Genomic DNA, 23,837 nt, shown 5'->3' on the forward strand with positions numbered 1-23,837 from the left:
CACCCGCGCGATGTCGCCCTGGCGCTCGCGGCGGGCGCGTCGGCGGCGATGGTGGGCTCGTGGTTCGCGGGCACCCATGAGTCGCCCGGCGACCTGCGCCACGACGAGCACGGCCGGCCGTACAAGGAGTCGTTCGGCATGGCCTCGAAGCGGGCGGTGACCGCGCGCACGCGTACCGACAACGCCTACGAGCGCGCCCGCAAGGCCCTGTTCGAGGAGGGCATCTCGTCGTCGCGGATGGCGCTGGACCCGCAGCGCCCCGGCGTGGAGGATCTGCTCGATTCCATCACGGCGGGTGTGCGGTCCGCCTGTACCTACGCGGGCGCGTCGACACTGGAGCGGTTCCATGAGCGGGCGGTGCTGGGCGTGCAGTCCGCCGCGGGCTTCGCCGAGGGCCGTCCCCTGCCCGCGGGCTGGTGACGGGCGCCCCGCGAGAGCCGTGACCGGCAACTCGCCGAGCCACGAGGGGCAACTCGCGGGCCACGAGGGGCAACTCGCCGAGGCCGCCCAGGCGGGAACGCGTCGTTCCCGCCTGGGCGGGTGGGTCAGCCGTGCTGTTCCAGCATCTCGGTGACCAGCGCCGCGATGGGCGAGCGTTCCGAGCGGGTCAGCGTCAGGTGGGCGAACAACGGGTGCCCCTTGAGCTTCTCGATCACCGCCGAGACGCCGTCGTGCCTGCCCACGCGCAGGTTGTCGCGCTGACCGACGTCGTGGGTGAGCACCACGCGCGACGCGCTGCCCAGGCGGGAGAGCACGGTGAGCAGCACGTTGCGCTCCAGCGATTGCGCCTCGTCGACGATGACGAACGCGTCGTGCAGCGACCGTCCCCGGATGTGGGTCAGCGGCAGAACCTCCAGCATGCCCCGGTCGAAGACCTCGTCGACGACCTCCTGGCTGACCAGTGCGCCGAGGGTGTCGAACACCGCCTGGGCCCAGGGTTGCATCTTCTCGCCCTCGGTGCCGGGCAGGTAGCCGAGGTCCTGGCCGCCCACCGCGTACACCGGGCGGAAGACCACCACCTTGCGGTGCCACTGCCGTTCCAGCACGGATTCCAGCCCCGCGCACAACGCGAGCGCCGACTTGCCCGTGCCCGCTCGTCCGCCGAGGGAGACGATGCCGACGTCGGGGTCCATCAGCAGGTCGAGGGCGATGCGCTGCTCGGCCGAACGCCCGTGCAGGCCGAACACCTCCCGGTCGCCCCGCACCAGCCGCGCCCGCTTGTCCGGTGTGATGCGCGCCAGCGCGCTCGTCGTGCCCGCCAGCAGCCTCAGCCCCGTGTGGCAGGGCAGCTCGGCCGCCTCAGGGCGGCCGTAGTCGGCGAGATCGGCCTCACCGCCGGAGAAGAGCGCGTCGATGGCCTCCTGCGGCACGTCCAGGTCGGCCATACCCGTCCAGCCCGACGGGGTGACCTCCTCGGCGCGGTACTCGTCGGCGGTCAGTCCGACGGCCCCGGCCTTGACCCGCAGCGGGATGTCCTTGGTGACCAGGGTGACGGCACTGCGTTCGGTGGCGAGGTTGAGCGCGCAGGCCAGGATGCGGTGATCGTTCGAGTCCGTGCGGAAACCGGGCGGCAGGACGGTGGGGTCCGAGTGGTTGAGCTCCACGTGGATCATCCCGCCCTCGTCACCGAGGGGCACCGGCGCGTCAAGACGGCCGTGTGTGCGCCGAAGGTCGTCCAGTTGCCGTAACGCCTCCCGGGCGAACCACCCGAGTTCCGGGTGGTGGCGCTTGGCCTCCAACTCGCTGATGACGACGAGCGGGAGCACCACCGGGTGCTCGGCGAACCGGGTGATCGCCCAGGGGTCCGACAGCAGCACCGACGTGTCGAGCACGTACGTGCGCAGGGACGAATCGGTGCACTCCTCGGAGGCGGAGCTTCGGACCGTGCCCGGGGCACTGGTGGACCCGTCCGTGCCGGTGGCACTGGTGGTTCCGGCGGTGCCGGGGGCACGTCCGGCTGGGCGGCCGGCGGCCTTTCGGGGTAAACGCTGCGCAGTCACGACGGCATCTCCCTCGTGGGCGTTGGCACCACGCCCGCACTCGCTGGGCCGGGCACCGCCCTGGCTGACCGGAACCTCGACGCCGGAAGGCGTCAGGGCACACGGTCACGAGGGCCCGGTGCCGGCCCCCTCGTGCGTCTCGGAAACGGCGTCGCCGTTCGTTCCTGCACTGCCACGACCAGGGCCTCCCGTGACGACGCACCTGGGTTCGTGCGCCGCCACCACGGAAGCTACCCCTCGTGAAGCACTCCACGCAGGCAGCCAGGTAGGTGAATCGGGGATTGTGAAACTCACGTTTGGTAAGTGTTTGTCACAACACCGGGTGACCGGACGAGGAATTCATACTCCGTTCATGCGCCGTACCGGCGATTGCGGACGGCGTAGTCACGCAACGCACGCAGGAAGTCGACCCGCCGGAACGCGGGCCAGTACGCCTCGGTGAACCAGAACTCCGAGTGCGCCGATTGCCACAACAGGAAGCCGGACAGCCGCTGCTCCCCCGACGTGCGGATGATCAGATCCGGGTCCGGCTGGCCCGAGGTGTAGAGGTGCTCGGAGATGTGGTCGACGTCGAGAATCTTGGCGAGCTCGTGGATCGACGTTCCCTCGTCGGCGTGCTGTTGCAACAGCTTGCGCACGGCGTAGGCGATCTCCTGCCTGCCGCCGTAGCCGACGGCGACGTTGACCACCATGCCGTTGCGGTTGTCCGTGCGCTGCGCGGCGGCGGTGAGCCGGGCCGCGACCTCCGTGGGCAGCGTGTCGAGCGCGCCGACCATCGAGACCTTCCACGGATTGCCCGGTTTGGCCAGCTCGTCCACGACGTCCGGAATGATCTCCAGGAGCGCGGCGACCTCCCCGTTCGACCGGTTGCGCACGTTGTCGTTCGAGAGCAGGAACAGTGTGACGACCTCGACTTTCGACTCGCGGCACCATCCGAGGAAGTCCACGATCCGCTGCGCGCCCACCCGGTGCCCGCCGTTGACGTCGGTGAACCCGGCCTCGCGTGCCCAGCGACGGTTGCCGTCGAGGATGATGCCGATGTGCCGGGGGCGCCGCCCGGCCGCCTGCTGGCGCAGGCGCCACGAGTAGGCGGTGTACACGACCTTGGAGAGGAACGACCGGAGGCTCACGTCCGGGAAGCGTACGCCTGGCGGCTGAGGTGACGTACGCCGTCCTCCACCGTTGGACGTGTGCACGGCAACCTACGGTTCCGTAGCCTTGAGGCCGTGAGCGTAGCGATGCGAAGTGACTCCCAGTCGACACTAGACTCGACGAACGGGCCGGAAAGCCGCCCACGCCTGCGGGGACATCTGCACTTCTGGAGCTTCTTCGGCGCCGTCGCGGCGGGAGCGACGCTCATCGCGCTGGCCGCTTCGACGGTGTCCGGCCGGGCCGCGCTGGCGACGTCGGTCTACGGCGCGACCGTGCTGGGCGTGTTCGGTGTCAGTGCGCTGTATCACCGGCGCCTTTGGAGCCCCCGCGCCTACCAGTGGATGAAGCGCGCGGACCACTCGATGATCTTTTTGTTCATCGCGGGGACGTACACGCCATTCACGCTGTTGGCGATGTCCCAGCCGACCGGGTACGTCGTGCTCGGCGTGGTGTGGGGCGGCGCAATCGCCGGCGTGGCGCTGAAGATGCTGTGGCCGCGCGCGCCGCGCTGGCTCGGCGTGCCGATCTACATCGCGCTGGGCTGGGTGGCGATCTTCGTCCTCCCGGAGCTTGCGGCGTCGGCCGGGGTCGCGGCCCTGGTGCTGCTGCTGGTCGGTGGCGCGCTGTACACACTCGGCGCGGTGTTCTACGCCGTCCGCTGGCCGAACTACTGGCCGAAGACCTTCGGCTACCACGAGTTCTTCCACGCCTGCACGGTCGCGGCGGCGATCTCGCACTACATCGCGATCTGGCTGGCCATGTACTCCTAGCAGGGATTTCCGGGGGCCGGACCAAGATCAGGCCGTGGTCAGGCCGTCACGCCGCCTGGTCTTCGTCCGGGCCGTCCAGGCCGTCGAGCACCGTCCCGAAGAAGGCATCCACCGCCTTGCGGGTCCGCTCGTGGCTGGACGGCAGCAGGTGCGTGTACACCCGCAGCGTGAAACCGGGGTCCGCGTGGCCCAGGTACTCCGAGACCGCCTTGACCGACTCGCCCGCGTCCAGCAGCACCGAGGCGTACAGGTGCCGCAGCGCGTGCATCCCGTCCGCCCGCGTCGGCGACTCGATCCCCGCCCGCTTCAACGCCGGTAGCCACACCGACGTGCGAAACGTCGTCCGCCGCACCGGCCCGCCCTCGGCGTTGACCATCAACAGGGTCACCGTCACCGGCTCACCCGAGGGATGTCGCCACGGCAGCGTGACCGGCGTCGGCGGGAACCGCTCCGCATAAGCGTCGAGATCATCCAGCAGCGCCGCCCCGATCGGCACCTCCCGCGTCTTGCCCCGCTTCGGCGGCGCGAACACCGGCCGGTTCTCCACCAACCGCACCTGCCGCCGCACACGGACCACGTTGCGGTCCCGGTCCACGTCGTCGAGGGAGAACCCGAACACCTCCCCCGACCGCAACCCGAGCCCGGAAGCCAGCCACACGGCCGGGCGGTACTGCTCCGGCATCGCCTCCAGCACCGCCCGAGCCCGCTGTCCCGACCACGGCCGCACCCGCGCGTTGTCCTCCCGAGGCCGCGTCACACTCCGCGACCGCGCCGGATTGGTGACGATCAGCTTGTCCTCCTGGGCGAAGCTGAACACCGACACCAAATGCGAGAAGTACAGCACCCGCGACGTCGAGGCCACCTGGCGATCCTGCAACCAGCGAAGCCACGCTTGCACGTCACTCGGCTTGATCGACCCGATCGACCGTCCCTCGAAGAACGGCAACAGATGCGTCGCCACCCGGCTCTGCACCCGCTCCCGCGTCGTGTAGTCGAACGTCTGCGCCTCCACCCACCGCAACGCCACCGACCGAAACGACACCCGACCCGCACGCGGATCGACGTACTTACCCTCCCGCTTATCCGACTCGACCGCGATCAGGAAGTCCTCGGCCCGCTTCTTCTGCCGATCAGGAAACGTCTTCGCCCGCTCATTGCCGTCCGGATCGAAATAACGCACCCGGTAGCGCATCCCCTTGCCGTACAGCTCCGTGCGCTCCATCACCGGCTTGCCCTTGGCGTTCACCACCACTTGACCCGTCACCGGATCACGCTTCGCCCGATACCACCGATCCTGAATATGCCCCACTCAAACCCCCAATCGAAAATTGCCGAAGAAACTCACGCCGCCTCATCCGCCGCCTCGACCCAGGCGCGGAGTTTGGCCGGGTCGTAGCGCAGATGGCGGCCGATCTTGCGCACCGGCGGCCCCTCACCCCGCCATTTCCACTGGTAGAGCGTTTTGACCGGGATGCCGAGGTAGGCCGAGACCTCCTCGATCGTCCACAACCGCTCGACGTTGGCGACCTTGCCCAAGCTGCTTCTCCCCCGTTGTTGTTCAGGCTGCGTGTGGAGTTGCCGAAGTTTCTGGTCGGCCTGGTGGTCCTTGCGCCGCCAGAAGTGCCCGGTCGTATTCGGCACGCCAGGTGATGCGCTCAGCGATCGCGCGCATGAGCAGGTGCGCCCTCGGCGGGACGTTGCGATCGCCGGGAGCGAGCTTGCGCCAGATCAGCCGTGAGGTGTCCTGTTCAGGTTTCTCGATGCCGATCGAGGCGAGCATGTCGCGGACGAACGCCTTGCGGTCGGCTTTGTGGTCGGCCAGGGACTTGCCCGACCACTTGCGGGAGACCAGCACCCGCCGCCCCGGTAGCCCGAGGGTGGTGCGCCGGTGCGCGCGGCCCTTACACCGTCCTGGCACGGTTTTCGCACCCGCACCGAGGGGTTGGATGCCATACAGCAGCCAGACCCCGCAGCGGGGCGAGCACGGCGTGACCGCGAGTTCGGCGTGCAGCCGGTCGTGGTGCTGCCGCTGCCGGTGGCTGGTGGCTTCGACGACTTCGCCGGTGGCTTTGGTGAGGTACTTGGTCAGGTAGCCGATGTGCCGCCCGGCTTCGGTGGTGCCGCCGAGGATGCCCTTGGAGTGCACCTGCCTCCCGAAGGTCACCACATGCGCCGGTTCCTCGACTGCCTCCACCGCCTCGTCCCAGCCGGTGAGTGGCTGCCGGGTGTCCGGGTCCACGAACACCCTTCTGTCCGCGTCCCACACGGGCACCCGCTCCCCGCCGTAGACGAGCCGGTCATGGGCGGGCCACCACACCTGGTGATACGTCGCGGCCGTGACCTGCCGGACGATCTCGTGCGGAATCGATCCCCGGACAGCGGCATGCAGGTGTGGAGCCGCCCGCCGCTGGGGTTCGACGGTGGCGAAGTACTGCACCTCCCATCCCACGACCCGGCGAAGGTTCTGCCACCAGCGATCCACCAGCGCGGAGAAGTGCACCGCATCCCGCGCCGCCCGCCGATAGTCGTAGCTACCGGGATCGACCGGAGTGCCGTCCTCGCGCACCCGCCCGTAGGTGTCGAGGGTGAGGGTGACGAACATCGAGGGCCGAAACCGCCCCGCATACTCCCGCCCGATGGTGCGGTTCTCCACCCGCCGCCGGGGCAGGTTCGGCGCGTCCTGCCTGCGCTTGGTGGATCGCTTCTTCGGCCGCGCCGCCGGAGGGTCCACCGCAGGCAACCGGCCCCGCACCCCGGAGGCCCGCAACTCCTCATCCACCCCGCGGATTTCCTCGCGGACCTCTTCGGCGTCACACTCCGCACCCTCGGCGAGAGCCTGCCGATAGGCCGCCACGAGATCCGCCCGGTACTCCAAGAGTTGCGTCTGTTCGGCGCTGGGTGGCTCAGGGGTGAAATCAGGCTCCGTGTCCAGGTGCCAGCCTTCACGGCACTGGGTCTGCCGCAACGCCTTCGCCTTACGCGCACACGGCCCGCACACCGACTCGACCGTGGAGCCACACGGCACGGCCACATAGCGCAACTCACCGGTGTCGGGATCACCGACTTCCATGGTGAACGGCCGCACACACACCCCGTGCTTCTCCGCCGTCGCCGTAATGACGTCGGTGGAGAGGGGTTGCCGCATGCGCTGTGCCCGCGTGTGGCCGGTTACATCGCTGGGGAGTGAGGTCACGGTCATGCCGCCGCACCCCCACTCCAACCCGTGCTGTCGTCGCGGTCGGGGAAGGGCAGCACCTGCGCCCGCCGCACCAACCGCCCCGCCACGGAGGTGGCCAGGGCGTCCAGGTCGGTGTCGGTGACGTGAAAGGCCCGCGCCCGGAACGGCTCCCGTTTGCCGTCTTCTTTGGCCCAGGCCACACCAGGGGTGTGTTCGGAGATCTCATGCGCCGCCGCGCCCTGCTCGCGCACCCCGTCGCCGAGGACCATGTCCACCTGGGTTTTCTCATCCAGGCGCAGCGCGACACGGGTCGGGAACAGGTGCCGGAACGACACGATCTCTTTACGCGGGTCTTGGACCAGGCCCACGACGGCGACGCCGGGGGCGCGGCCTTGGCTGGTGATGGTCTGTACCGCCCGGTTCGCCCGCTCCCGCAACTGCTTATCCGGCTGATACGCCAACACATCCGCAAGCTCATCGATCACCAACAGCAGGAACGGGTCCCCCGTGGCCGGTGTCCACGTGCGCAGCATGCCCCGGTATCGCGCCGCCCGTTCCTTCACTGTCGCCGCGATCTCTTCCAGCAGGGCCACGGCGTCGGGGCCGTTGTCGAACACGACCCGCTGGAACACCTCCGGAGCCTGGCCCAGCTCCATGCCGCCTTTGGGATCGATCCCCATGAGCTGCACTCGTCCTGCGCGGATCAGCGGGGCCAGTGCCCACACGATCGACCACAGCAGTGAGCCCTTGCCCGCGCCCGTGGCGCCGACGGCGAGCAAGTGACGGCCGACCAGCCGGACGCGCCAGGGCCGCCCGGTTTCGGTGCGGCCGACGGTGACCCGCTTGAGGTCCACTGCCTCCGGCTTCTCTACAAGCGCGGGTGCCGGGATCGGACGTGCCAGGGGGTCACGGTGGATGAGGTCGAGTTCCAACCGGCCCGGCTTGCGCACCCGCACTCGGCAGGACTGCGCCCGGAAGGCGTGCGCCAGCCCGGAGGCGTGCGCTTCCCACTGCTCCGGAGCCTGGCCGGTGACCATGCGCACCCGTACCCGGTCACGCCAGCCCTCCGACCGCACCAGCCCGAGCCGGGGCCGATACTCCTTACCCCGGTCCCGCTTCACCAGGTCGGACAGGCGCATCACCGTCCGCCACTGACACGCATACACCCCGAACCGGCGATACTCCGTGCGCACCTGCGCCAGCGCCACGCGGGCGAAGGAGTCGCGGTGCAGCCGCCACCACAACCCGAGCACCACGACCACGGCCAGCAGCGTGAACGCCAGCACCGGCCCGCCGAAAGCGGCCTGGACCCAGCCGACCAACACCGCCACCGCCAGGGTGAGCGGGTAACGCCACAACAGGCGCCCGGCCTGCACCAGCAGCCAGCAGGCCAGCCCGACCAGCACCACCGGCAACGCGGCAAGCTGCACCCACCGGGGCAGCAGCGTCCACCACGGCAGGCGAGGCCGCACGACTTCCAACGGGGCCGGATCGACCCAACGCGAACCACGTACGCTCATCAGCGCTCACCCCCGATCCGGGGCGCACCGGCGAGCACTCGATCAGTCAGTGTGTCGGGGTGGCTGGTTGACAGGCACCCACAGCCTGTGTTTAGGGTATTCACTGTCTACTCCGTCTGGTGTGGACAGCGCAGAAGCGGCCGAATGGTTGGCAGCCAAGGGAAACCGCTTCTGCGCCTGAACAGGATGTGAAGGAGAGCGTGCGGGACCGCCGCACGAGCCCACGGCCCGCACGCTCCCGTGTGTGTTGTCCTCTCCGTGTGTTGCTCTACTGGGCCGGGGCCTCCAGTTCCTCGGCCTTGCGCCGCTCCCGATCGGCCCAGTACAGGGCTTCGTGGTGGTGGCCCCGGTCGATCTCGGCGACCTCGGCATACACCCGCGCACTGCGCAGGTAATACCGCCGCCATGTCTTCGCCGGAGCGTTCAACTCCGGCCGTTCGGCCACCAACGCCTCATGGGCCTGCATCAACGTCCGCACCTGCGGCACCGGCCCCACATCCTCAGCCACGCCTGTCACCCCCTTTCCTTGTGACTCGACGGAAACGGACGGGAACAGGCACGAAGGCAGACCCCACCAGCGCCCGCCTCCGTGCCGTCACCATCACTCCTGCTGCTCCATGCCGGGACACGTGGACTCACGTTCCAGCCACTCGACCAGATCGTCAGCCGCGTTACGTAGCTGGCGCAGGAACTTCGCGAACTCCGGCCACAACACCGGATCACGCGGCGTCTCGATCGTCAGACAATCCGGGTCCGCATACACCACCAACGTCGCCGACTCGTCCACGAAACAAAACGTCCGCGTCCCCGCCACCGCCGCAGGACCAGGACTGAACGTCACATTGAACGGCACTACTCACGCACCCTTTCGTGACGCTCACGCGGCCTTGGCCGAGGACTCGCTACCCGACGCCGAGGGCTTGCCCGAGCGTCCGCCGCCCGCCGCTGCCGGGGCCTTGAATCCGGTCGCCCGGAAGACGTAGGACTGGTACTTGAACTCCCCGTTCCCGGCCACCTTCGGCTCGGCCGTCAGGCCTTCCAGCTCGATCGGCCGCATCCCCGGCAACGCCTCCGACGTCGGCGGCACCGGCTGCACCTTCGCCACCAACGTCACCTCGAACGAAGCCCGTTTCGCGTTCGACTCCGACGGATCGGTCACCGTGACCTTCCACTGGAGCAGCCCCGTCGCTTCATCCACTCGTTGACGAGCGGGCTTGCCCATCGCCCGATCCTCGCGCGACTGGTATTCCGTATCCGGCGACACCTCACCGACCATCACCAACCCCTGCGGAAACGCCTCATCGAACTCGATCGGAAACCGGTGACCCTTCGGGATCGCCATTCGCCTTCTCCCGTGCTTTCTCTCTCGGTTGGTTGACCTGTTCTGCCGCGACCGTGGCGAGACGACTCAGTCGCCACCCTCTGTGGGCCAGGAACCAGAAGGAGGGCCGCTGCTGTAGGGATCGCCCAGCCGATGCCGCCCGAGGCTTTGCTGTTCGCACCATTCGGCGAAGTCCAGCGCCGCGCTGGACAATCCACGGGCGAAACGAGCCGCGTCCGCAGGGCCGCCGAGCCTGGCGGGTACCTGCACACTCAGCGCCGCATTACCGACGCCGACGATGAGCTGGCGGACGCCGGGGGTCGGTTCCACGACCTCCGCACCGTCCCCAGCGGAGGGCTGGACGATCACATACATGCTCACGGGTTTCGTTCCTTCCTGGTCGAGCCCACCCATCAGGGCCGCTACACCCAGGAAAACCCGGAATCGTCCAGACCACCCGGACAAACTGTCCGGGTCCGTGATCAGTCAGTACTGGACGAGCCGTGAACAGGAGAAATGCGATCCACCGCGTCGAGGACCTTTTCCCAAGGAAGGTCCTTACCGGGGGCGCTGCGGGGCTCGTGCAGAGGCCAGTATTCCTCGCCCATCAGCAGATGCACCCCGACACCCCGCAACGCCGCGATATGAGAGTCCCACGCGGGCTGACGCGCGTGGGCCGCGTTGATCCGGGGAAACACCACCACGGGCACCGCCCGAGAGCCGATCGCCTCGCACACCGTGGTCAACGCCTGGTTATCCGCCAAGCCAAGCGCCATCTTCGCGACCGTGTTCGCTGAAGCCGGACACACCAGGTAGCAATCAATCGGCGGATGCGGGCTCGACTCACTCGGCAGCCGAGGAGCGACCCGGCAGGGCAAGCCGGTGACCTGCTCGATGCGTGCCCGCTCCCCACTGGCTTCCAGCCACGTGCCGGCAGTCGGGGTCAGCGTCACCGCCACCCGCCAACCGCGTGCGAGCGCCGGTTCCACCAGCGACGACCGGATACGCTCCAGCCCACCAGCAGCCGAGCCGATGAGCCCCAGTGTCCGCGTGCTCATCGCACCGCCCGGCAACGCTCAGCCAACCCCAGAAGCGGCGACGAGGCACCGTTGCTGACCGGCGCACGGCGATACACAGTCCGCACGACCTCCCGCACTGTCGAGGAGTGGCGAACCAACTGCGGGGACTTCTGCTCCGCGTCCAACAGCACCTCAACCGCCTCATCGTCGCGCGCGAGCATGCTCAACGCCCGAGCCACATCAATGGCGTGCGTGACCTGCCGTTCCACAGGCAGATGGGTCGGTCGCACCGCCTGGCCCCGATCCACCACGTGCGCCACGTCGCCCAAGTCCAGCGCCACCGACAGGCGATGCAACTCGACATTCGAGGGGCCGAACCCGGTCTGCCAGTAATTCCCGTCCCTACCCAGCCGCTTCGCCGCCGCATCAGCCTGTCCCAGCAGCTCGGTCGCGGTCCGCCGATCCTGCCGACGCGCAGCCGCCACAGCCGTGCGCAGGTAGAGCATCCCGTACAGGCTCAACGCGCCGGGATTGCCGTCCCGCAGCTCAGGCGTCATCCACCGAGCCGCGGTCTCCCCCAGGCTCAACGCCTCATCGAACCGGCCGACAGCGAGCAGCGCATGAGTCCCGGCTCGTGCCGCCGACGCCAGCACCAGCGCATCCTCGGACTGATCGGCCGCCTGCATCGAGCGTTCCGCCGCGATCCACGACAGGTCCGCCTCACCGATCTTGCTCAGCGTCGTCGCCGCCAAGTGATGAATGCGAGCCGACACCGCGAACGCCCGACGGGCGTAGTTCGGCCGTCCAGCAGCACCACGCTCCAACTGCTGCGCCGACTTGATCAGACCCGGAAGCATCGACACGACGTGCCCCACCTTGCCGTGCTGGTACTGGTTCCACGCCTCCTCGGTCACCCGAGCCACCGGCTCCGGGTCCACGTACTCAGGCTGCAACCGGTCACCGAACAAGGTCCGCGACAGCCGTTGCGGAGACATCAGCGCGTCACGCACCGCCGGAACATCGTCGTTGTCGTCCTCGTCCTCGAACAACACCGGCTCACCCAGCAGGTCGTTCAACGTCACCCGCAACTGCCGCGCCAGCTCCACCACGACATCGATCCGGTTGACCTGCCGCTCACCACGCTCGATCTTGCTGACCCAGTCCTCAGACTTCCCCATCAGCCCAGCAAGCACAGCCTGCGACAAGCCACGGCGACGCCGATAGAACGCCACCCGCTCACCGACGCTCAGGTCCTCACCAGCACCCCGCATGTCGCTGAGGATACGGGGCCGTAGTGCCCAATGGGAGGTCCCCGATAGCACGAGACCACACCTTACTCGTCGGGCTACCTAAATCTCCAATCAAAAAATCAAATTATTCACTATGAAGTGAATGAAATTCATAACTTCTTCACGTAATTGGCCATGCTGGCACCAAAACGTCTAGTTCGTCCATCAGTTCGATAGTACGACTGATGGCACTACACACGCGCTGAAAGTTCCGAAGTTCGTCATACGTCAACGAGTCACCTTGCCGACTCTTAAGCCACTTACTCAGTACTTGGTGACCGCCAACACGAAACTCCCACATTTCTTGAGAAACACCCGAAAAATACTGGCCACTGCTGTTATGACCGCCATCTCTATTAAGATACAGTCTGTCCTGTGACACCTCACCTCGTCCGTCTGGCGCGGCGTCACCCGATTCAATCCAACGAGGGAAGCCAGGTGCAATTTCGTTTGTTCCGGAAACTGGGAAACTTGTTGAGCCAACCGCTACCCGCAGTCGGTGAAGCTCTGAAAGCTTTGATCCAACCCGGCAAAGGTCACGAAATAATCCTTTGTCCGAAGTTATTGGTATATGCGCATAATCTTTTCGCAGAAAATCTGCATACCTGACACGATACCCTCGCGAATAGACAATTGCATATACATAACTGAAAAAGTCTTCAGCGCCAATCGTGGATTCTAAATCACCGTGCGGACGCTCAAGAAACTTGAAATCTAACAAATCCTTAACCCGGCCTTTTGCCTGGGCGGATATGTTAGCAGTCACAGTCTCACGTACGCTAAATAGCGTGCCGTCGTCATCACTTATTACCCATAGCGGAAAGAGCACACTACCGGTTGTGGCTTCACCCAGCTTAACCTCGGTAATGTGCTCCGAGACAAAAAATTGGTCCTGGACTGACGATTTGTTACTACGTGCCGACACCAATCCAATATTATCGGTCTTCAACATATGCTGCATAACTTCATATTTCATACTGTCGATCGCGTGTCGACAGTAAAAAAGACTACGGTTGTCGAAAGGACGGAATGAGAGAGTTACATAGCAGTCACCTTGGTCTTTCTGAGATTGGATCAAAGGCCGCTGTTTATTGAGCTGCCAGTCGCGGTTATCGCCAGCCTGGTATACAACGCCAGAACTTGTTGTCCGGCTTTTAGTTCCGAAATACTTTGCCCGTACCTCGTCTACACTTTGCGCTGGATTACAAAAGTCATCAATTCTAGCACGGAGCCTTTCCTCCCGCGTATCGACAACTAATGAATCACGATGAGTAACGATACCAGTCGAGTAGGTTGGAAATATCTCAATTAGCGATAGTGCTGACTCCCACTCTTTCCGCACATCGGCATCCTCAGGCCTAAAGGAGTAGAATGGTGAACTCGGAACGAAAGTTTCCCAAGATGTCGAGTCTATAGTATTAGAACTCAACCAGTCGTATTTAGTACTCCTGGTGCCCCACATATCATTATAGTGGATACGCCCAAGATCCCCAGACCGCTTCTTCTTTACAAAAATCGCTATCGCGGTACCTTGCTGGATCTGGTCAAAGACATTCTCATCAACCGAACCATCAGGGCTCTTTTCACGTCGCCGCAGACTGCCATGCATATTGAGAATATAAATATCGTCAAACGACCTGGCCAACTTTTCGCGCATCCCACGAAAAGTTGGCGAGTCGAGATACGAATGATTCGTGACGAATGCGAGAACACCTTTTCCGGTTTCTTCTACACGCCATTGCCCAAACCGAATAAACTTTACATAATCATCCCTCAACCACTTAGGATTTTGTTCACCTAGTGGTTCCCCATCCACCTCGAAGTAAGATTCGAGCAACTTACCAATAAATGTTGGCACACGGGTCTTTTGTCCCCGTTTTCCCGACTTCGATTTTTCAAGTCGCCAATCTGGGTTTACAGACTGACCTTGATAGGGAGGATTTCCGAGGACGACCATTATAGGCCTGTCTTTTTTTACCTCCGAAGCGGCATTCGCTTCTGTTGAGACAAATTGACCAAATAGGATGTCAGCCTGCTTTTCTGACGCGTCCAGGGCATTCGTCAGGTAGATACCAAATCGGTCGTCTCGATCAAGATCATACGCCAGGGACGACCGCTCATGCTCAGGGAGATCAAGCCCACCGATCTGCATCCCCATTTTCATATGGGCAACCGCATACGGCGCCATCATTACTTCGAAACCATACAAGCGAGGTAAGAGATGGTCACGTACGTATGCCGACCAAAAACCAGACCCCATTTCCCGAATACGCTCACGGACCAGGTCAACTACACCGTACAGGAACGTACCAGTTCCGCACGCGGGATCCAGTAAAAGAACCTTATGGCTTCCATCGGGTTCTTTTGATGTATCAGCTAGGCCTTCAACAAGGCTGAATTCCTGGATGAGAACTCGATCAATTGATCGTACGATGTAATTAACGACAGGCTGGGGTGTATAGTAGACGCCACGAACCTCCCGCAACTCAGGATCGTATTCACTCAAAAAAGTCTCATAGAAATGGACAACAGGGTCCGCACGCGACTCACTGCCAAAATCACGCAGAACCATGGACATGTCAGTATAAGCCAGCAAAGTAGCAATATCGTCTACAATCCCGACAAAAGGCTCATCATCGAGGGTTGGGCCAGCGATAAGCGCAAATAGCTTCCGGAGGAATGGGTTTGTGCGGGGTATTGCAGTAGCGGCAGATGAACGAACAAATTTATCCGAAGGTCCGGTGTAGTTCACGCGCGCTGCGAATAAACCATAGGCAAGGGTCTGCGCAAACATATCAGCGAACTGTTTGGTTGTAAGATTAGGCACGAGGACTGTCTCGAACGCCTTCTTGAGAGATTGAATCTCATCAGACGCAGTATTACGTTCAAGCGAAGATGACACAAGGCCATCGAGTACCGCAGTAAGCTTTGCCATGCGCTCAGCTAGATGCTTCGCGCTTGTTACTGACTCACCATCAATATTCAGGAAACTACCGATAATTCGCTCAAGAGCCGGTTCTTGTTGCGATTCAAAGGAAAGTTTTCCGCCTGAATAGGTTCCTATGCTTACACTCTGCTGCAACTCACCATTACGAAACCAATAAAAATCTAAATAGTTCGTAAAAAGCAAGTTATCGAAAGCGTCTCGGTAACGTCGTAACTGCCTTCCAAGTGCCGTCCGAGGAGCCGATCGATCGCTGTCCCTTATAACTTTTATTAAAGGTGCCCCCAAATCTTTGGCTTCTATTTTTCCAATCGACCTGGGGATACCGCCGTAGTTTTTGATTACATCATAGTCAGGCGCGCCAGCTACAACACGCCTCGGCTCATTCAAAGCGTCTACACCCTGAATATATGACTCAACATAGGATTTAAGTGCCGGTCGGTAGCTATGCTCAGTAGCTGTTCCTAACGCGGCTACCTTGCGTAGCGCTTTTTGATAGCCGACTGTATCCGGCACATCTCCTCCTTGCCTAAAGACATCGATGCAAAGCTACTGTACTGCCGAATTTGGCTCTATGAGATCAAGGCGCGCCGCCAGCGGCGGCGCGCTCGCGGCCGTCCTGGCGCGCTGGGGGCCGCATCCGCTCCGGCTCGGTGGGCTCCCGCTCCGCTCCGCCCACCGGCCGGGCGGAACGGCCCGCGCAGTGGGCTGGGAGCGCCGCGCACTGGCGGCGCGCATGTCCGCGTAGAGCACGGGCAACCCTCCCCCAAATCAGCGTCGTACCCGCTCGGTCGCTCAGCGCGAGCGCGTCGTTACGAGCATCCTCCACCCCGACACCCGATCGTGACAACGGCCGGTGGCACCGCGTCAAGGGCGCTACCGCGTCGCTGACGCGATCTTCGACCCTTGACACGGCACCACCGGCCGCGTTCTGGGCTGTGTGTCGGAATGGAGGGGGACGAGTGGGCAGGCTCGCGCCAGGCCGTCTCCAGGCCGTATGAGCCCCGGAACGACCTAGAACCCGCGAGAAACGATGACAAGCATTCCCGCAGGTCAAAGCCGATTTTTACACGTGAACGGCAGGTCGGCCGGACCCCGGGATCAGTTCATCGCGATCTGGCTGGCCATGTACGCCTAGCAGGGGTTTCCGGCCGAACGGCTACCCGTCGGGAAGGTCGAACCAGCACACGTCACCCGGCTGAGGCCGCACACCGGCACGGACCATCGCGGCCACCTCCGGTTTTGCCCCGATAGCCTCAGTCATCGCGCACGAGTCCGCCGTCCACCACGGCATCGAGCTCCATCCGCAGCCGCGCCGCGTCCACCGGCGGCAGCCTCGCGACCGCGGCGGCGATCTCGGGCCGCGTTTGATACGCACGCCCGGAAGCAGGGGTTGTCTCGACCGTGGGCGTGCTGCCGCGGACGACCGTGAAGCGCTCCCCGTGCTCGATTCGACTCGGGACGCGCGAACTGTGGTCACGGGGCTCTCTGGGGGGATTCCAGGCATGAGCACGTCGTAGCAACTTCGCTTCTCCATGTCGAGGGGAGGGCGGCGACCCGTGTTCCTCGCTGCGACCGCTGCCTCTGGCCCTTTCCGCGACACCGCCGCGACGGTCACCGGACGCCTAGGCGAGGTGGGGCGCACGACCGAAGCCGTGCGCCCCACCCGAGCGATCAGCGCCGTCGCGACTCAGCCGCGCTGGTACTCCTCCCAGGTCACCTTCTCGACCTGCGGCCCGTCGTCCGGGCCGTTGTTGGCCAGGCCGTTGCGGCCCTCGAAGTAGTCCCCGACCTGATCCCACGCAGGGGGCGACAGGGCCGTGTCGCTGACCGCGACGGCGTGGATGTGCGCGGGCCACGGCCCCTGGCTCTCCGTGCGGTGCCACGCTGCGAAGCCCACCTCGCGCAACGCCTTCACCGCCTGCCACGGGCTCGGCAGGTTGTGCACGGAGATGTCCACGACACCGCCACCGTCATGGGTGCCCGCCGACGACGGGTCGCCACCCGGGTTGTACGAACCCTGGGTGAGCACGAAGTCGACGCCCGCCCGGCGCTGTGCCGCCCTGATCATGTCCGCGGTGCGCTTGTTGACGGTATGCCCGTCCATCGTGGTCCGCGACCCGATGGTGACCAGCTCGGTGAGGTCGTAACGGCCCTGCCCGAGCCGGGTCAGCGAGGTGGTGCCCGGCAGCCCGCTGGCATCGAGCCCGCTGTAGCCCAGGGACTCCTGCCAGTCCTGGTAGGCGGCCACCGTGACGGTGCCGAAATGCCCGTCGACGTAGGCGTCCGCGAGCAGATTCTCGCTCGCGAGCGCCTGCTCCACGCGCAGGACGCTCTCGCCCGAGCCGGGTGTGATGTTCTGGTTCGGCTTGGACGGGTCCCACATGGCGGCCTTGATCACCGCTTCCATGCTCACCGTGGGAACCGCCGCGGTGGCCTCACTCGACGTCGTCGCGCCGGTGAACGCGGCACCGCTCAGGGCGGTGACCACGACGGCCACGGCCAACTTGCGCATGACTGCTCCTCTACCCCGGGTGTAGGAACGCTCAGCCGCAGTGCTGGAACGGGCTGGTGTAGCTCTGGCCCCCCACCGAGCCGCCCCACTTCACGCACGTGCCGGGTGCGTACTTCTTGACCGGGCCCGCGTAGTAACTGAACTGTCCCGAGTCGGTGGCCCGCGTGCCGCCCTGCGGTTCGAGGAAGGCCGAGGTCGAACTCGGGGTCCCCACCTTCGTGTGCTTCAGCGTGACCACGCAGTTGTAGCCGTTGTAGTAGAGCAGGTAGACCCTGCCGTTGCCGCCGAGCCCGTGGCTGTTGATCACCGAGTAGTTGGAACCGCAGACTTCCCTCGGCGTGTACGGGTTGCTCCCGCCCCCACCGCAGTTCTGGCTGGTGAACGTCGTCTTGCCGTAGTAGGGCACGCTCCTGCCGTTGAGCGTGACCTTGCGCGCCACGCCGTTGTAGCGCTGTTCGTAGTGCAGGTGCGGTCCGGTGACGCCCCCGGTCGCCCCGGCCTCACCGATCTTGGTGCCGGTGGACACGTTCTGCCCCACACTGACCTGCTGGGACGACAGATGCGCGTAGCGGGTCCTGTGCCCGTTACCGTGGTTGATCTCGATCCACCGGCCGTAGCTGGTGCTGCCCTCGTTCGCCACCCGGGAGACCGTGCCCGGGGCGGAGGCGAGCACCGCGTCCCCGGTGATGCCGCTCTTCTGGAAGTCGACGGCGTACGCGGGGTTGTGGCCGGACCACGTGGCGGCCGTGGCCGTGTAGCCGCAGCGGAACGGCATCTTGTAGTTGGGAGCCGCCGACGCTTGCGGTGCCCCGACGGTCACCGCCGTGGCCAGCGCGGTGGCCACGGCGGTGAGCGCGACGCCCAACGACCGGGCGATTCTCATGTCTCCTCCAACGATTGGGTCGGACATTTCCCGTGGCGACCACCCTCGCCGGGCGGGGTGGGTGTCCGATACCCGGTTGACGCCGGTCGTGACAACCGGACCCACGTTGGACACGCGGCGAACGCGTTTCCGACACCGTTGTTTTCGCAGGTGAAAAACCCGATATTGGGCCGGCGACTGCTAAGATCATGTCCGCGAACGGTGAGTGAGTAATCCTCGTGTCAACCTGACACGGCGTGGTTGTGGTGGTCGTAGGACAGGGACCGGGAGGTAACTGTGGCCGCTCCGAACGGGACGCCACGACCCGCGGCGCTCGACGAGTTCATCGCCGAACTTCGACGACTCCGGCAGCGGGCGGGTGAGCCGTCCTTCCGGCAGATGGCGGCCCGCTCCGGGGCCGTCTCGCACGCGACGCTGCACCTGACTCTCACCGGGCGCCGACTCCAGCCGTGGGGCACCGTCCGCGAGTTCATCCGTGCCTGCGACGGGGACGAGGCCGAATGGCACGCGCGGTGGGAACGAACCCGGCTGGCGCTCTCCGGCGACGCGGACACCCCTGCTGGTCCGGTCCACGGGCGCGATCGTCCCGAGGAGACCGGCAGCGACGGGGCGTCCGAAGACGACTCCCGCGACGACCCCGCCCCGGAACCGATCGACGGCCCTGCCGCCGACGAGCTCCGCTCAGGTCCGGCCGACCACCCCGAACACGGCCCGGATGAGGGTCCCGTGCCAGGGCGGCGGCGTTGGTGGCGTCGCCGAGGACTGCGCGTACCGCTGAGCGCGGGACTGGCCGTGGTGGCGGTGGCCGCATTCGTGTGGGTGGTTCCCGGCGGGGACGACCTCGCCGCGCAGGGACGGTACGGCGGCACGCTGCACGCCGGCGATGCCAGCGAGTTCCTCGGCGACGTCACGATTCCCGACGGGATGGTAGTGCGACCGGATCAGCAATTCGTCAAGACCTGGAAACTTCGCAACAGCGGTTCCGTTCACTGGCACAATCGCTTTCTGCAACGGATCGACCTGCCGGTCGGACCGAACGACTGCCAGACACCGGAGCGTATTCCGATCAACGACACGGCCCCGCGACAGGAGGTCACCATCAGCGTCGACGTACGCGCTCCGTCGGCCGCACCGGCCGCGTGCAAGGTCCACTGGAAGATGGTCGACGAGTCCGGTCAGCTCCTGCTGCCTGGATACCGCCCGATCTACTTCGAGGTCCGCGTCCGCGCCGAGTAGCCGAGACCTCTCGCGGTGCGGCACGGGGCTGAACTGGTCCACTCGTGTTGTCTTCGGCGCCTTCCTCCCGGCGGGTGCCTGACTTTGCCAGGCTGTCGGGGGTGCCCAGGAGTCACATTACCGGGCACCGCGACACAGCCGAATACGGAAGGACACCACTGGGATGCGTAGACGACGGCGCGGCGTTCTGATCGCGGGTATGGCCGCGTTCGGCCTGCTGGCAGGCACAGTACCCGCCCACACGGCGCCGAGCCAGGCCGCCGACCCGACGCTCGATTTCGCCAACTTCGAGCTCCGCCCCAACGCCATGGGCGACGAGCTGAAGAACCGCGTCGCCAGACTGGATGACGAACTCCCCCGCGCCGGGGTGGGACGCCTCCTCGCCGACGCCAACCGGCAGGGCGAGGTCGGCACGTACGAGGCCTGTAACGACGACGCGGCCAACGACGGCAAAGGAGGCGTGCTCCGCAGGCTCACGCGGAGCGTGTGCTTCAACCCCGGCGACAACTCCACCAAGCTGTGGTACCCGCAGGGTGTCACCACCATCGCCGACGCGCAGGACGACAAGTACTGGGGCGAGGACAACCAGCCCGTTCTGATCTCCTGGTACGACAGCAGCACGAAGGACGGAGTCGACGACGGCGAGGACGAGATCGAGAAGGGCGTCCGCGTCTCGTTCATGGACCCGGACACCGGCCGGTACCGGCACGTCCTGCTCGTCTACCCGACCATCAACTCCTACGACAACCCCAGCTACATGAGCCTGCGAACCAAGCAGGTGGGCGGGGCGAACTCCCTGCACGGCGGCGGGATCGTCTGGTACGGCAACTTCCTGTACGTCGCCGACACCGGCCGCGGGTTCCGCGTGTTCGACATGCGCCACATCTACGACCTCGGCGCCGCCGAGAACGGCAGCACCCAGGACCGCGACAAGATCGGCAGGCGAAGCGGGACCTACCACGGCCACGGGTACCGCTACGTCATGCCGCAGGTGGCCTCGTGGACCGTCACCGCCGCGAAGGGTGAGCGGTGTACCACCGACGACCAGGCCATGGCGTTCTCCTACGCGGGCCTCGACCGCAGCGGACTCGACCACATGGTCGCCGGGGAGTACTGCAACTACTCCGATTCCGAGGTCTGGGGCCGGGTCGCCACGTGGCCGATCGCCGGTGCCGTCGACGGCGACGGCGAGCAGATCACCGACACCGGCTACCGCTGGCAGGCCGACGCCGCCCACATGCTCCCGGTCAGCAACATCCAGGGCGCGGTCCGCTTCAACGACCGCTGGTACCTGAGCCAGAGCCGCGGCCCTGACACGGTCGGCACGCTGTACCAGTCGGCGACGACGTCGCCGTCGGAGGAGATGCTGCGAATGGAGACGGGTCAGTCCGCCGCGATCGGCCCGGAGGACCTCTCGCACTGGGAGGACGGAGTCGGTGGCGTGGCGCTCGGTGCGATGTGGACCGTCGCCGAACACCCGAACAAACGCATGGTCTACGCGACGATCCCCAAGGAACTGGCCGACTGATCACAGAACCGAAGTAAGAGCGACCGAGCACGACGTTCGTGTCCAGCAGGACGAGAAAGCGACTCGATCAGGCGTGTGCCGCGGTCGTCATGGTGAGCCTGCCCGCGTTCAGCCGGGAAACCCCGACCGAACGCGGGCGTCGGCCCACTTCAGTGGCTACGCACCGCCGTAGCCGATCTCGGTCAGCCGTGTCTCCATGACGCGGGCGTAGCCGGTCGTGCCCGCGTCGTTGGGGTGGAACGACTCCCGGCTCAGGCACCCGTCCTCGCCGGGCCACCAGAAGCAGGTGCTGAGTCCGTCACCGTCGTGGAAGTCACCCTCCCCGTTCGCGCTGAACGAGACTCCGTTCAACCACGCCTCCGAGTAACAACGGCCGTGGCCCTCGAACCGTTCGAACGGGTCCGCGAAGGTCACGTCGATCCCGTCCGCGGCGACGCGTTGCACGGTCTTGACCTGTTCGTCGCGCATCACGATGGCGAGCCCGTTGATCCTCTTCGCCTCGTAGCTGGTGAACAGAGTAGCCTTCTGCGGGCACGACTCGGCCTCGAAGATCTTCGGATATCCCATGAGCGCGATCCGCGCGTTCGGAGCGCGTTCCGCGATTCTGCGCAGTACCTCTTCGATGCGCGGCTGGATGTCCTGAATCTTGGCCTTGTACTTGTCGTAGAACTCGGCGCTGTTGCAGTCCCCGACGCCGCACTCGCCCATGGCGTCGGCGAATCCGCCGTCATTGCCGCCGATGCTGAGTGTCACCAGCGTGGTGTGTTCGGTCAGCACTCCGGACTTGAGCTGGGCGATCTCCCGGAACTGGCCTTCACCCTTGCCGTAGGCGTCCGGGTCGGACCAGTTGCCGGGTTGCGTGTCGCCGAGCACGTTGTGGGTCAACGCGCCGGAGCACGCGACGAACCCGAGTTCGGCCTCCGGGTCGAACCGGTCCGCCTTGGCACCGAGCGACTCACTCGTTCCCGGCAGCACCATCTTGCGCGCCCACGCGTCGGCGCTGCGGCGGCAGGCGGCCCACCGCGGCGTGCCATGGTTGTTGTCGGTCTCGGTGTAGTAATCACCGGCACCCTCACCCGAGGCGAACGAGTCCCCCAGCGCGGCCACGATGTGCTCCGGCTTGTCCGGCAACGGCTGGATCGCCACCGCGTCCCAGGCCACGTCTTCTTCCCCGTAGCCGTCCTGCGTCACCGAGGACAACCGCACGCGCGGATTCCCGCTGAACGGATACACCCCGGCCGAGACCCACTTGTGCGCTTCCGTGCCCTGCGACAGATAGCGGTCCTCGGTGAACTGGCCGCTCCCGGTATCGATCTGGTAGTGCGCCTGCTGGGTGTGCGCACCGTGATCCGGCATGTGCACCAGCACCCGCGCCCAGCCGTTCACCGCCTGATCGAACGACCACGTCCCGGTGGCCTTCAGCCTGCCACCCTCGGCATCGGCCTTACGGGTGTGCGAGAACCAGAAGTGCCCGCCGAATCCGCCACCGATCTGATGGATGTCGATCTTGCCGGGATAGGTGCCGTCGGCCGCCTGGTCGAAATGGAACTCGAAATCGCCCGCGTTGCTCCAGCTTCGCGGACAGTTCGGCCGGATGGAGGGCACGGAGTCGGCGACGTCGTCGATCACCATCGCGTTGTCCGGCAACCCGGACAGGTCACATCGGGGCGGGTAGCTGGTGGCGTCCTCCTGGTAGGCATAGCCCGGGTCGAAGCGGAGCAGTTCGTTGCCGCAGGAGTAGTCGCAATCCTCCTTCCAGGTGGAAGGTTCGTGGTACCAGCACTTGAGGTCGTACTGGCCCGAACTGTTGGTGTGCGCGCACGGGCCCGCGGGTTCGCCGACGACCTCGGGGGCGTTGGGGGTGAAGCTCTCCCCGGGCTGGCAGTCGTTGCTGGCGTCACAGAACTGGGTCACCGGTGGCTTGACATTCGCCCGGTGAATCGGGGCGGTCTCCTCGGTCCCGTTCCACCAGGCAGGCCGGTAGCCCGCGACCAGCTCGCCGGGGGCTTCGAGCACCTCGACCGGGTGCCCTGCCCAGCCCATCACCTTCTCCGGATACGGCCAGTCCTGCGGGTGGGCGGCGTCTTCGTACGTGACGTCCAGGAACGGCTGGCGGTTGGCCGGATAGATCGGGTTCACGGGGTTGTTCAACCAGCCGACGCCCCAGGCCGAACCGTCACCCTTGTCGGGATAGAACCCGGAGTTGTACGCCCACACCGCGTAGAACCAGTTCTCGATCTTGGAAGGGTCGCCGTTGTTGATGGTCAGGCCGGCGTCGCGGGTCTGGTTCCACTTCTCGGTCAGAATCCGCAGGCCTGCGGCGATGTTGGCGGCGAAGTCCAGCGCCACGGCACGCTGGGTCTGATACGGCATCGCGGTCTCGCCGGGGCGTTCCTTGCCCGCCAGGCGCATCCCGTCGGTGACCTGGGTGACACCGTAGCCACAGTCGGCCTCGGCCCAGTTGATCGTAACTGGTGTCCGA

General features: G+C 65.4%; 20 protein-coding genes. 4 read left to right on the forward strand and 16 right to left on the reverse strand.

Translation table 11 applies throughout. The features are described from left to right. Positions 1-420 (forward strand): IMP dehydrogenase (locus SACSA_RS0105815; RefSeq protein WP_028661586.1); only part of this gene is annotated, 420 nt, incomplete at its 5' end. 125 nt (positions 421-545) lie between these two features. Here SACSA_RS0105815 and SACSA_RS0105820 read toward each other — a convergent pair. Beyond that, entirely contained in the window at positions 546-2,000 is a 1,455-nt protein-coding gene (locus SACSA_RS0105820) for a PhoH family protein (RefSeq protein WP_048876465.1), read from the reverse strand. A 350-nt stretch (positions 2,001-2,350) separates the two neighbouring features. Then, complete coding sequence (locus SACSA_RS0105825) at positions 2,351-3,130, reverse strand: isoprenyl transferase (protein ID WP_019814225.1); 780 nt, start codon at positions 3,128-3,130, stop codon at positions 2,351-2,353. Positions 3,131-3,238: 108 nt separating this feature from the next. On the opposite strand from SACSA_RS0105825, the gene trhA reads away from it, so the two are divergent. Further along, positions 3,239-3,922 carry a PAQR family membrane homeostasis protein TrhA gene (gene trhA, locus SACSA_RS0105830; protein ID WP_019814226.1) on the forward strand — a complete coding sequence of 228 codons (684 nt, stop codon included), beginning with the start codon at positions 3,239-3,241 and terminating at the stop codon, positions 3,920-3,922. Positions 3,923-3,968: 46 nt separating this feature from the next. Here trhA and SACSA_RS0105835 read toward each other — a convergent pair whose 3' ends face one another. From SACSA_RS0105835 to SACSA_RS0105890, 13 genes are all read right to left on the reverse strand, one after another. Beyond that, positions 3,969-5,231, reverse strand: coding sequence for a tyrosine-type recombinase/integrase (locus SACSA_RS0105835; RefSeq protein ID WP_028661587.1), 1,263 nt, complete (start codon positions 5,229-5,231; stop codon positions 3,969-3,971). 32 nt (positions 5,232-5,263) lie between these two features. Beyond that, complete coding sequence (locus SACSA_RS0105840; RefSeq protein ID WP_019814228.1) at positions 5,264-5,458, reverse strand: helix-turn-helix transcriptional regulator; 195 nt, start codon at positions 5,456-5,458, stop codon at positions 5,264-5,266. A gap of 22 nt (positions 5,459-5,480) precedes the next feature. Next, the gene (locus tag SACSA_RS0105845) at positions 5,481-7,121 is read right to left on the reverse strand and encodes a replication initiator (protein WP_019814229.1); all 1,641 of its coding nucleotides are present in this window, start codon (positions 7,119-7,121) and stop codon (positions 5,481-5,483) included. Continuing rightward, complete coding sequence (locus tag SACSA_RS0105850; protein WP_028661588.1) at positions 7,118-8,620, reverse strand: FtsK/SpoIIIE domain-containing protein; 1,503 nt, start codon at positions 8,618-8,620, stop codon at positions 7,118-7,120. Before SACSA_RS0105850 ends, SACSA_RS0105845 begins: the two co-directional genes overlap by 4 nt. A 268-nt stretch (positions 8,621-8,888) precedes the next feature. After that, complete coding sequence (locus SACSA_RS0105855; RefSeq protein WP_232212848.1) at positions 8,889-9,128, reverse strand: AMED_5909 family protein; 240 nt, start codon at positions 9,126-9,128, stop codon at positions 8,889-8,891. Positions 9,129-9,221: 93 nt separating this feature from the next. Next, a complete protein-coding gene (locus SACSA_RS0105860) occupies positions 9,222-9,473 on the reverse strand; it encodes a hypothetical protein (protein WP_028661589.1) in 252 nt (83 codons plus the stop codon). A gap of 24 nt (positions 9,474-9,497) precedes the next feature. After that, positions 9,498-9,962, reverse strand: a complete 465-nt coding sequence (locus SACSA_RS0105865; protein WP_019814233.1) for a hypothetical protein — start codon at positions 9,960-9,962, stop codon at positions 9,498-9,500. 66 nt (positions 9,963-10,028) lie between these two features. Continuing rightward, a complete protein-coding gene (locus SACSA_RS0105870; protein WP_232212867.1) occupies positions 10,029-10,316 on the reverse strand; it encodes a hypothetical protein in 288 nt (95 codons plus the stop codon). A 107-nt stretch (positions 10,317-10,423) separates the two neighbouring features. Continuing rightward, entirely contained in the window at positions 10,424-10,999 is a 576-nt protein-coding gene (locus SACSA_RS0105875) for a flavoprotein (RefSeq protein ID WP_028661590.1), read from the reverse strand. Next, positions 10,996-12,231 (reverse strand): helix-turn-helix domain-containing protein, encoded by a 1,236-nt coding sequence (locus SACSA_RS0105880; protein WP_019814235.1) that lies wholly within the window; start codon positions 12,229-12,231, stop codon positions 10,996-10,998. Before SACSA_RS0105880 ends, SACSA_RS0105875 begins: the two co-directional genes overlap by 4 nt. Positions 12,232-12,370: 139 nt before the next feature. Next, the gene (locus SACSA_RS24405) at positions 12,371-15,709 is read right to left on the reverse strand and encodes a type ISP restriction/modification enzyme (protein ID WP_157596627.1); all 3,339 of its coding nucleotides are present in this window, start codon (positions 15,707-15,709) and stop codon (positions 12,371-12,373) included. A 1,174-nt stretch (positions 15,710-16,883) separates the two neighbouring features. Further along, positions 16,884-17,708: a peptidoglycan-binding protein gene (locus tag SACSA_RS0105885; RefSeq protein ID WP_019814236.1), complete on the reverse strand. Its 825-nt coding sequence runs from the start codon at positions 17,706-17,708 to the stop codon at positions 16,884-16,886. A 31-nt stretch (positions 17,709-17,739) separates the two neighbouring features. Further along, positions 17,740-18,591, reverse strand: coding sequence for a M23 family metallopeptidase (locus SACSA_RS0105890; protein ID WP_019814237.1), 852 nt, complete (start codon positions 18,589-18,591; stop codon positions 17,740-17,742). 276 nt (positions 18,592-18,867) lie between these two features. Between SACSA_RS0105890 and SACSA_RS0105895 the strand changes: the two genes are divergently transcribed. Both SACSA_RS0105895 and SACSA_RS0105900 read left to right on the forward strand, forming a co-directional pair. After that, positions 18,868-19,827: an NBR1-Ig-like domain-containing protein gene (locus SACSA_RS0105895; protein WP_028661591.1), complete on the forward strand. Its 960-nt coding sequence runs from the start codon at positions 18,868-18,870 to the stop codon at positions 19,825-19,827. Positions 19,828-19,990: 163 nt separating this feature from the next. Next, positions 19,991-21,355, forward strand: a complete 1,365-nt coding sequence (locus tag SACSA_RS0105900) for a hypothetical protein (RefSeq protein WP_157596629.1) — start codon at positions 19,991-19,993, stop codon at positions 21,353-21,355. Positions 21,356-21,511: 156 nt separating this feature from the next. Here SACSA_RS0105900 and SACSA_RS24415 read toward each other — a convergent pair. Beyond that, the coding region (locus SACSA_RS24415) for an SGNH/GDSL hydrolase family protein (protein WP_198008952.1) at positions 21,512-23,837 on the reverse strand (2,326 nt) is incomplete at its 5' end.

Source organism: Saccharomonospora saliphila YIM 90502, from assembly GCF_000383795.1.
GTDB lineage: Bacteria > Actinomycetota > Actinomycetes > Mycobacteriales > Pseudonocardiaceae > Saccharomonospora > Saccharomonospora saliphila.

Bases quoted from the DNA above. Each gene is read 5' to 3' on its own strand.
- trhA (WP_019814226.1), top strand. From the start codon at position 3,239: ATGCGAAGTGACTCCCAGTCGACACTAGACTCGACGAACGGGCCGGAA.
- SACSA_RS0105845 (WP_019814229.1), bottom strand. From the start codon at position 7,121: ATGACCGTGACCTCACTCCCCAGCGATGTAACCGGCCACACGCGGGCA.
- SACSA_RS0105850 (WP_028661588.1), bottom strand. From the start codon at position 8,620: ATGAGCGTACGTGGTTCGCGTTGGGTCGATCCGGCCCCGTTGGAAGTC.
- SACSA_RS0105865 (WP_019814233.1), bottom strand. From the start codon at position 9,962: ATGGCGATCCCGAAGGGTCACCGGTTTCCGATCGAGTTCGATGAGGCG.
- SACSA_RS0105870 (WP_232212867.1), bottom strand. From the start codon at position 10,316: ATGTATGTGATCGTCCAGCCCTCCGCTGGGGACGGTGCGGAGGTCGTG.
- SACSA_RS0105875 (WP_028661590.1), bottom strand. From the start codon at position 10,999: ATGAGCACGCGGACACTGGGGCTCATCGGCTCGGCTGCTGGTGGGCTG.
- SACSA_RS0105880 (WP_019814235.1), bottom strand. From the start codon at position 12,231: ATGCGGGGTGCTGGTGAGGACCTGAGCGTCGGTGAGCGGGTGGCGTTC.
- SACSA_RS0105885 (WP_019814236.1), bottom strand. From the start codon at position 17,708: ATGCGCAAGTTGGCCGTGGCCGTCGTGGTCACCGCCCTGAGCGGTGCC.
- SACSA_RS0105890 (WP_019814237.1), bottom strand. From the start codon at position 18,591: ATGAGAATCGCCCGGTCGTTGGGCGTCGCGCTCACCGCCGTGGCCACC.
- SACSA_RS0105900 (WP_157596629.1), top strand. From the start codon at position 19,991: ATGCGTAGACGACGGCGCGGCGTTCTGATCGCGGGTATGGCCGCGTTC.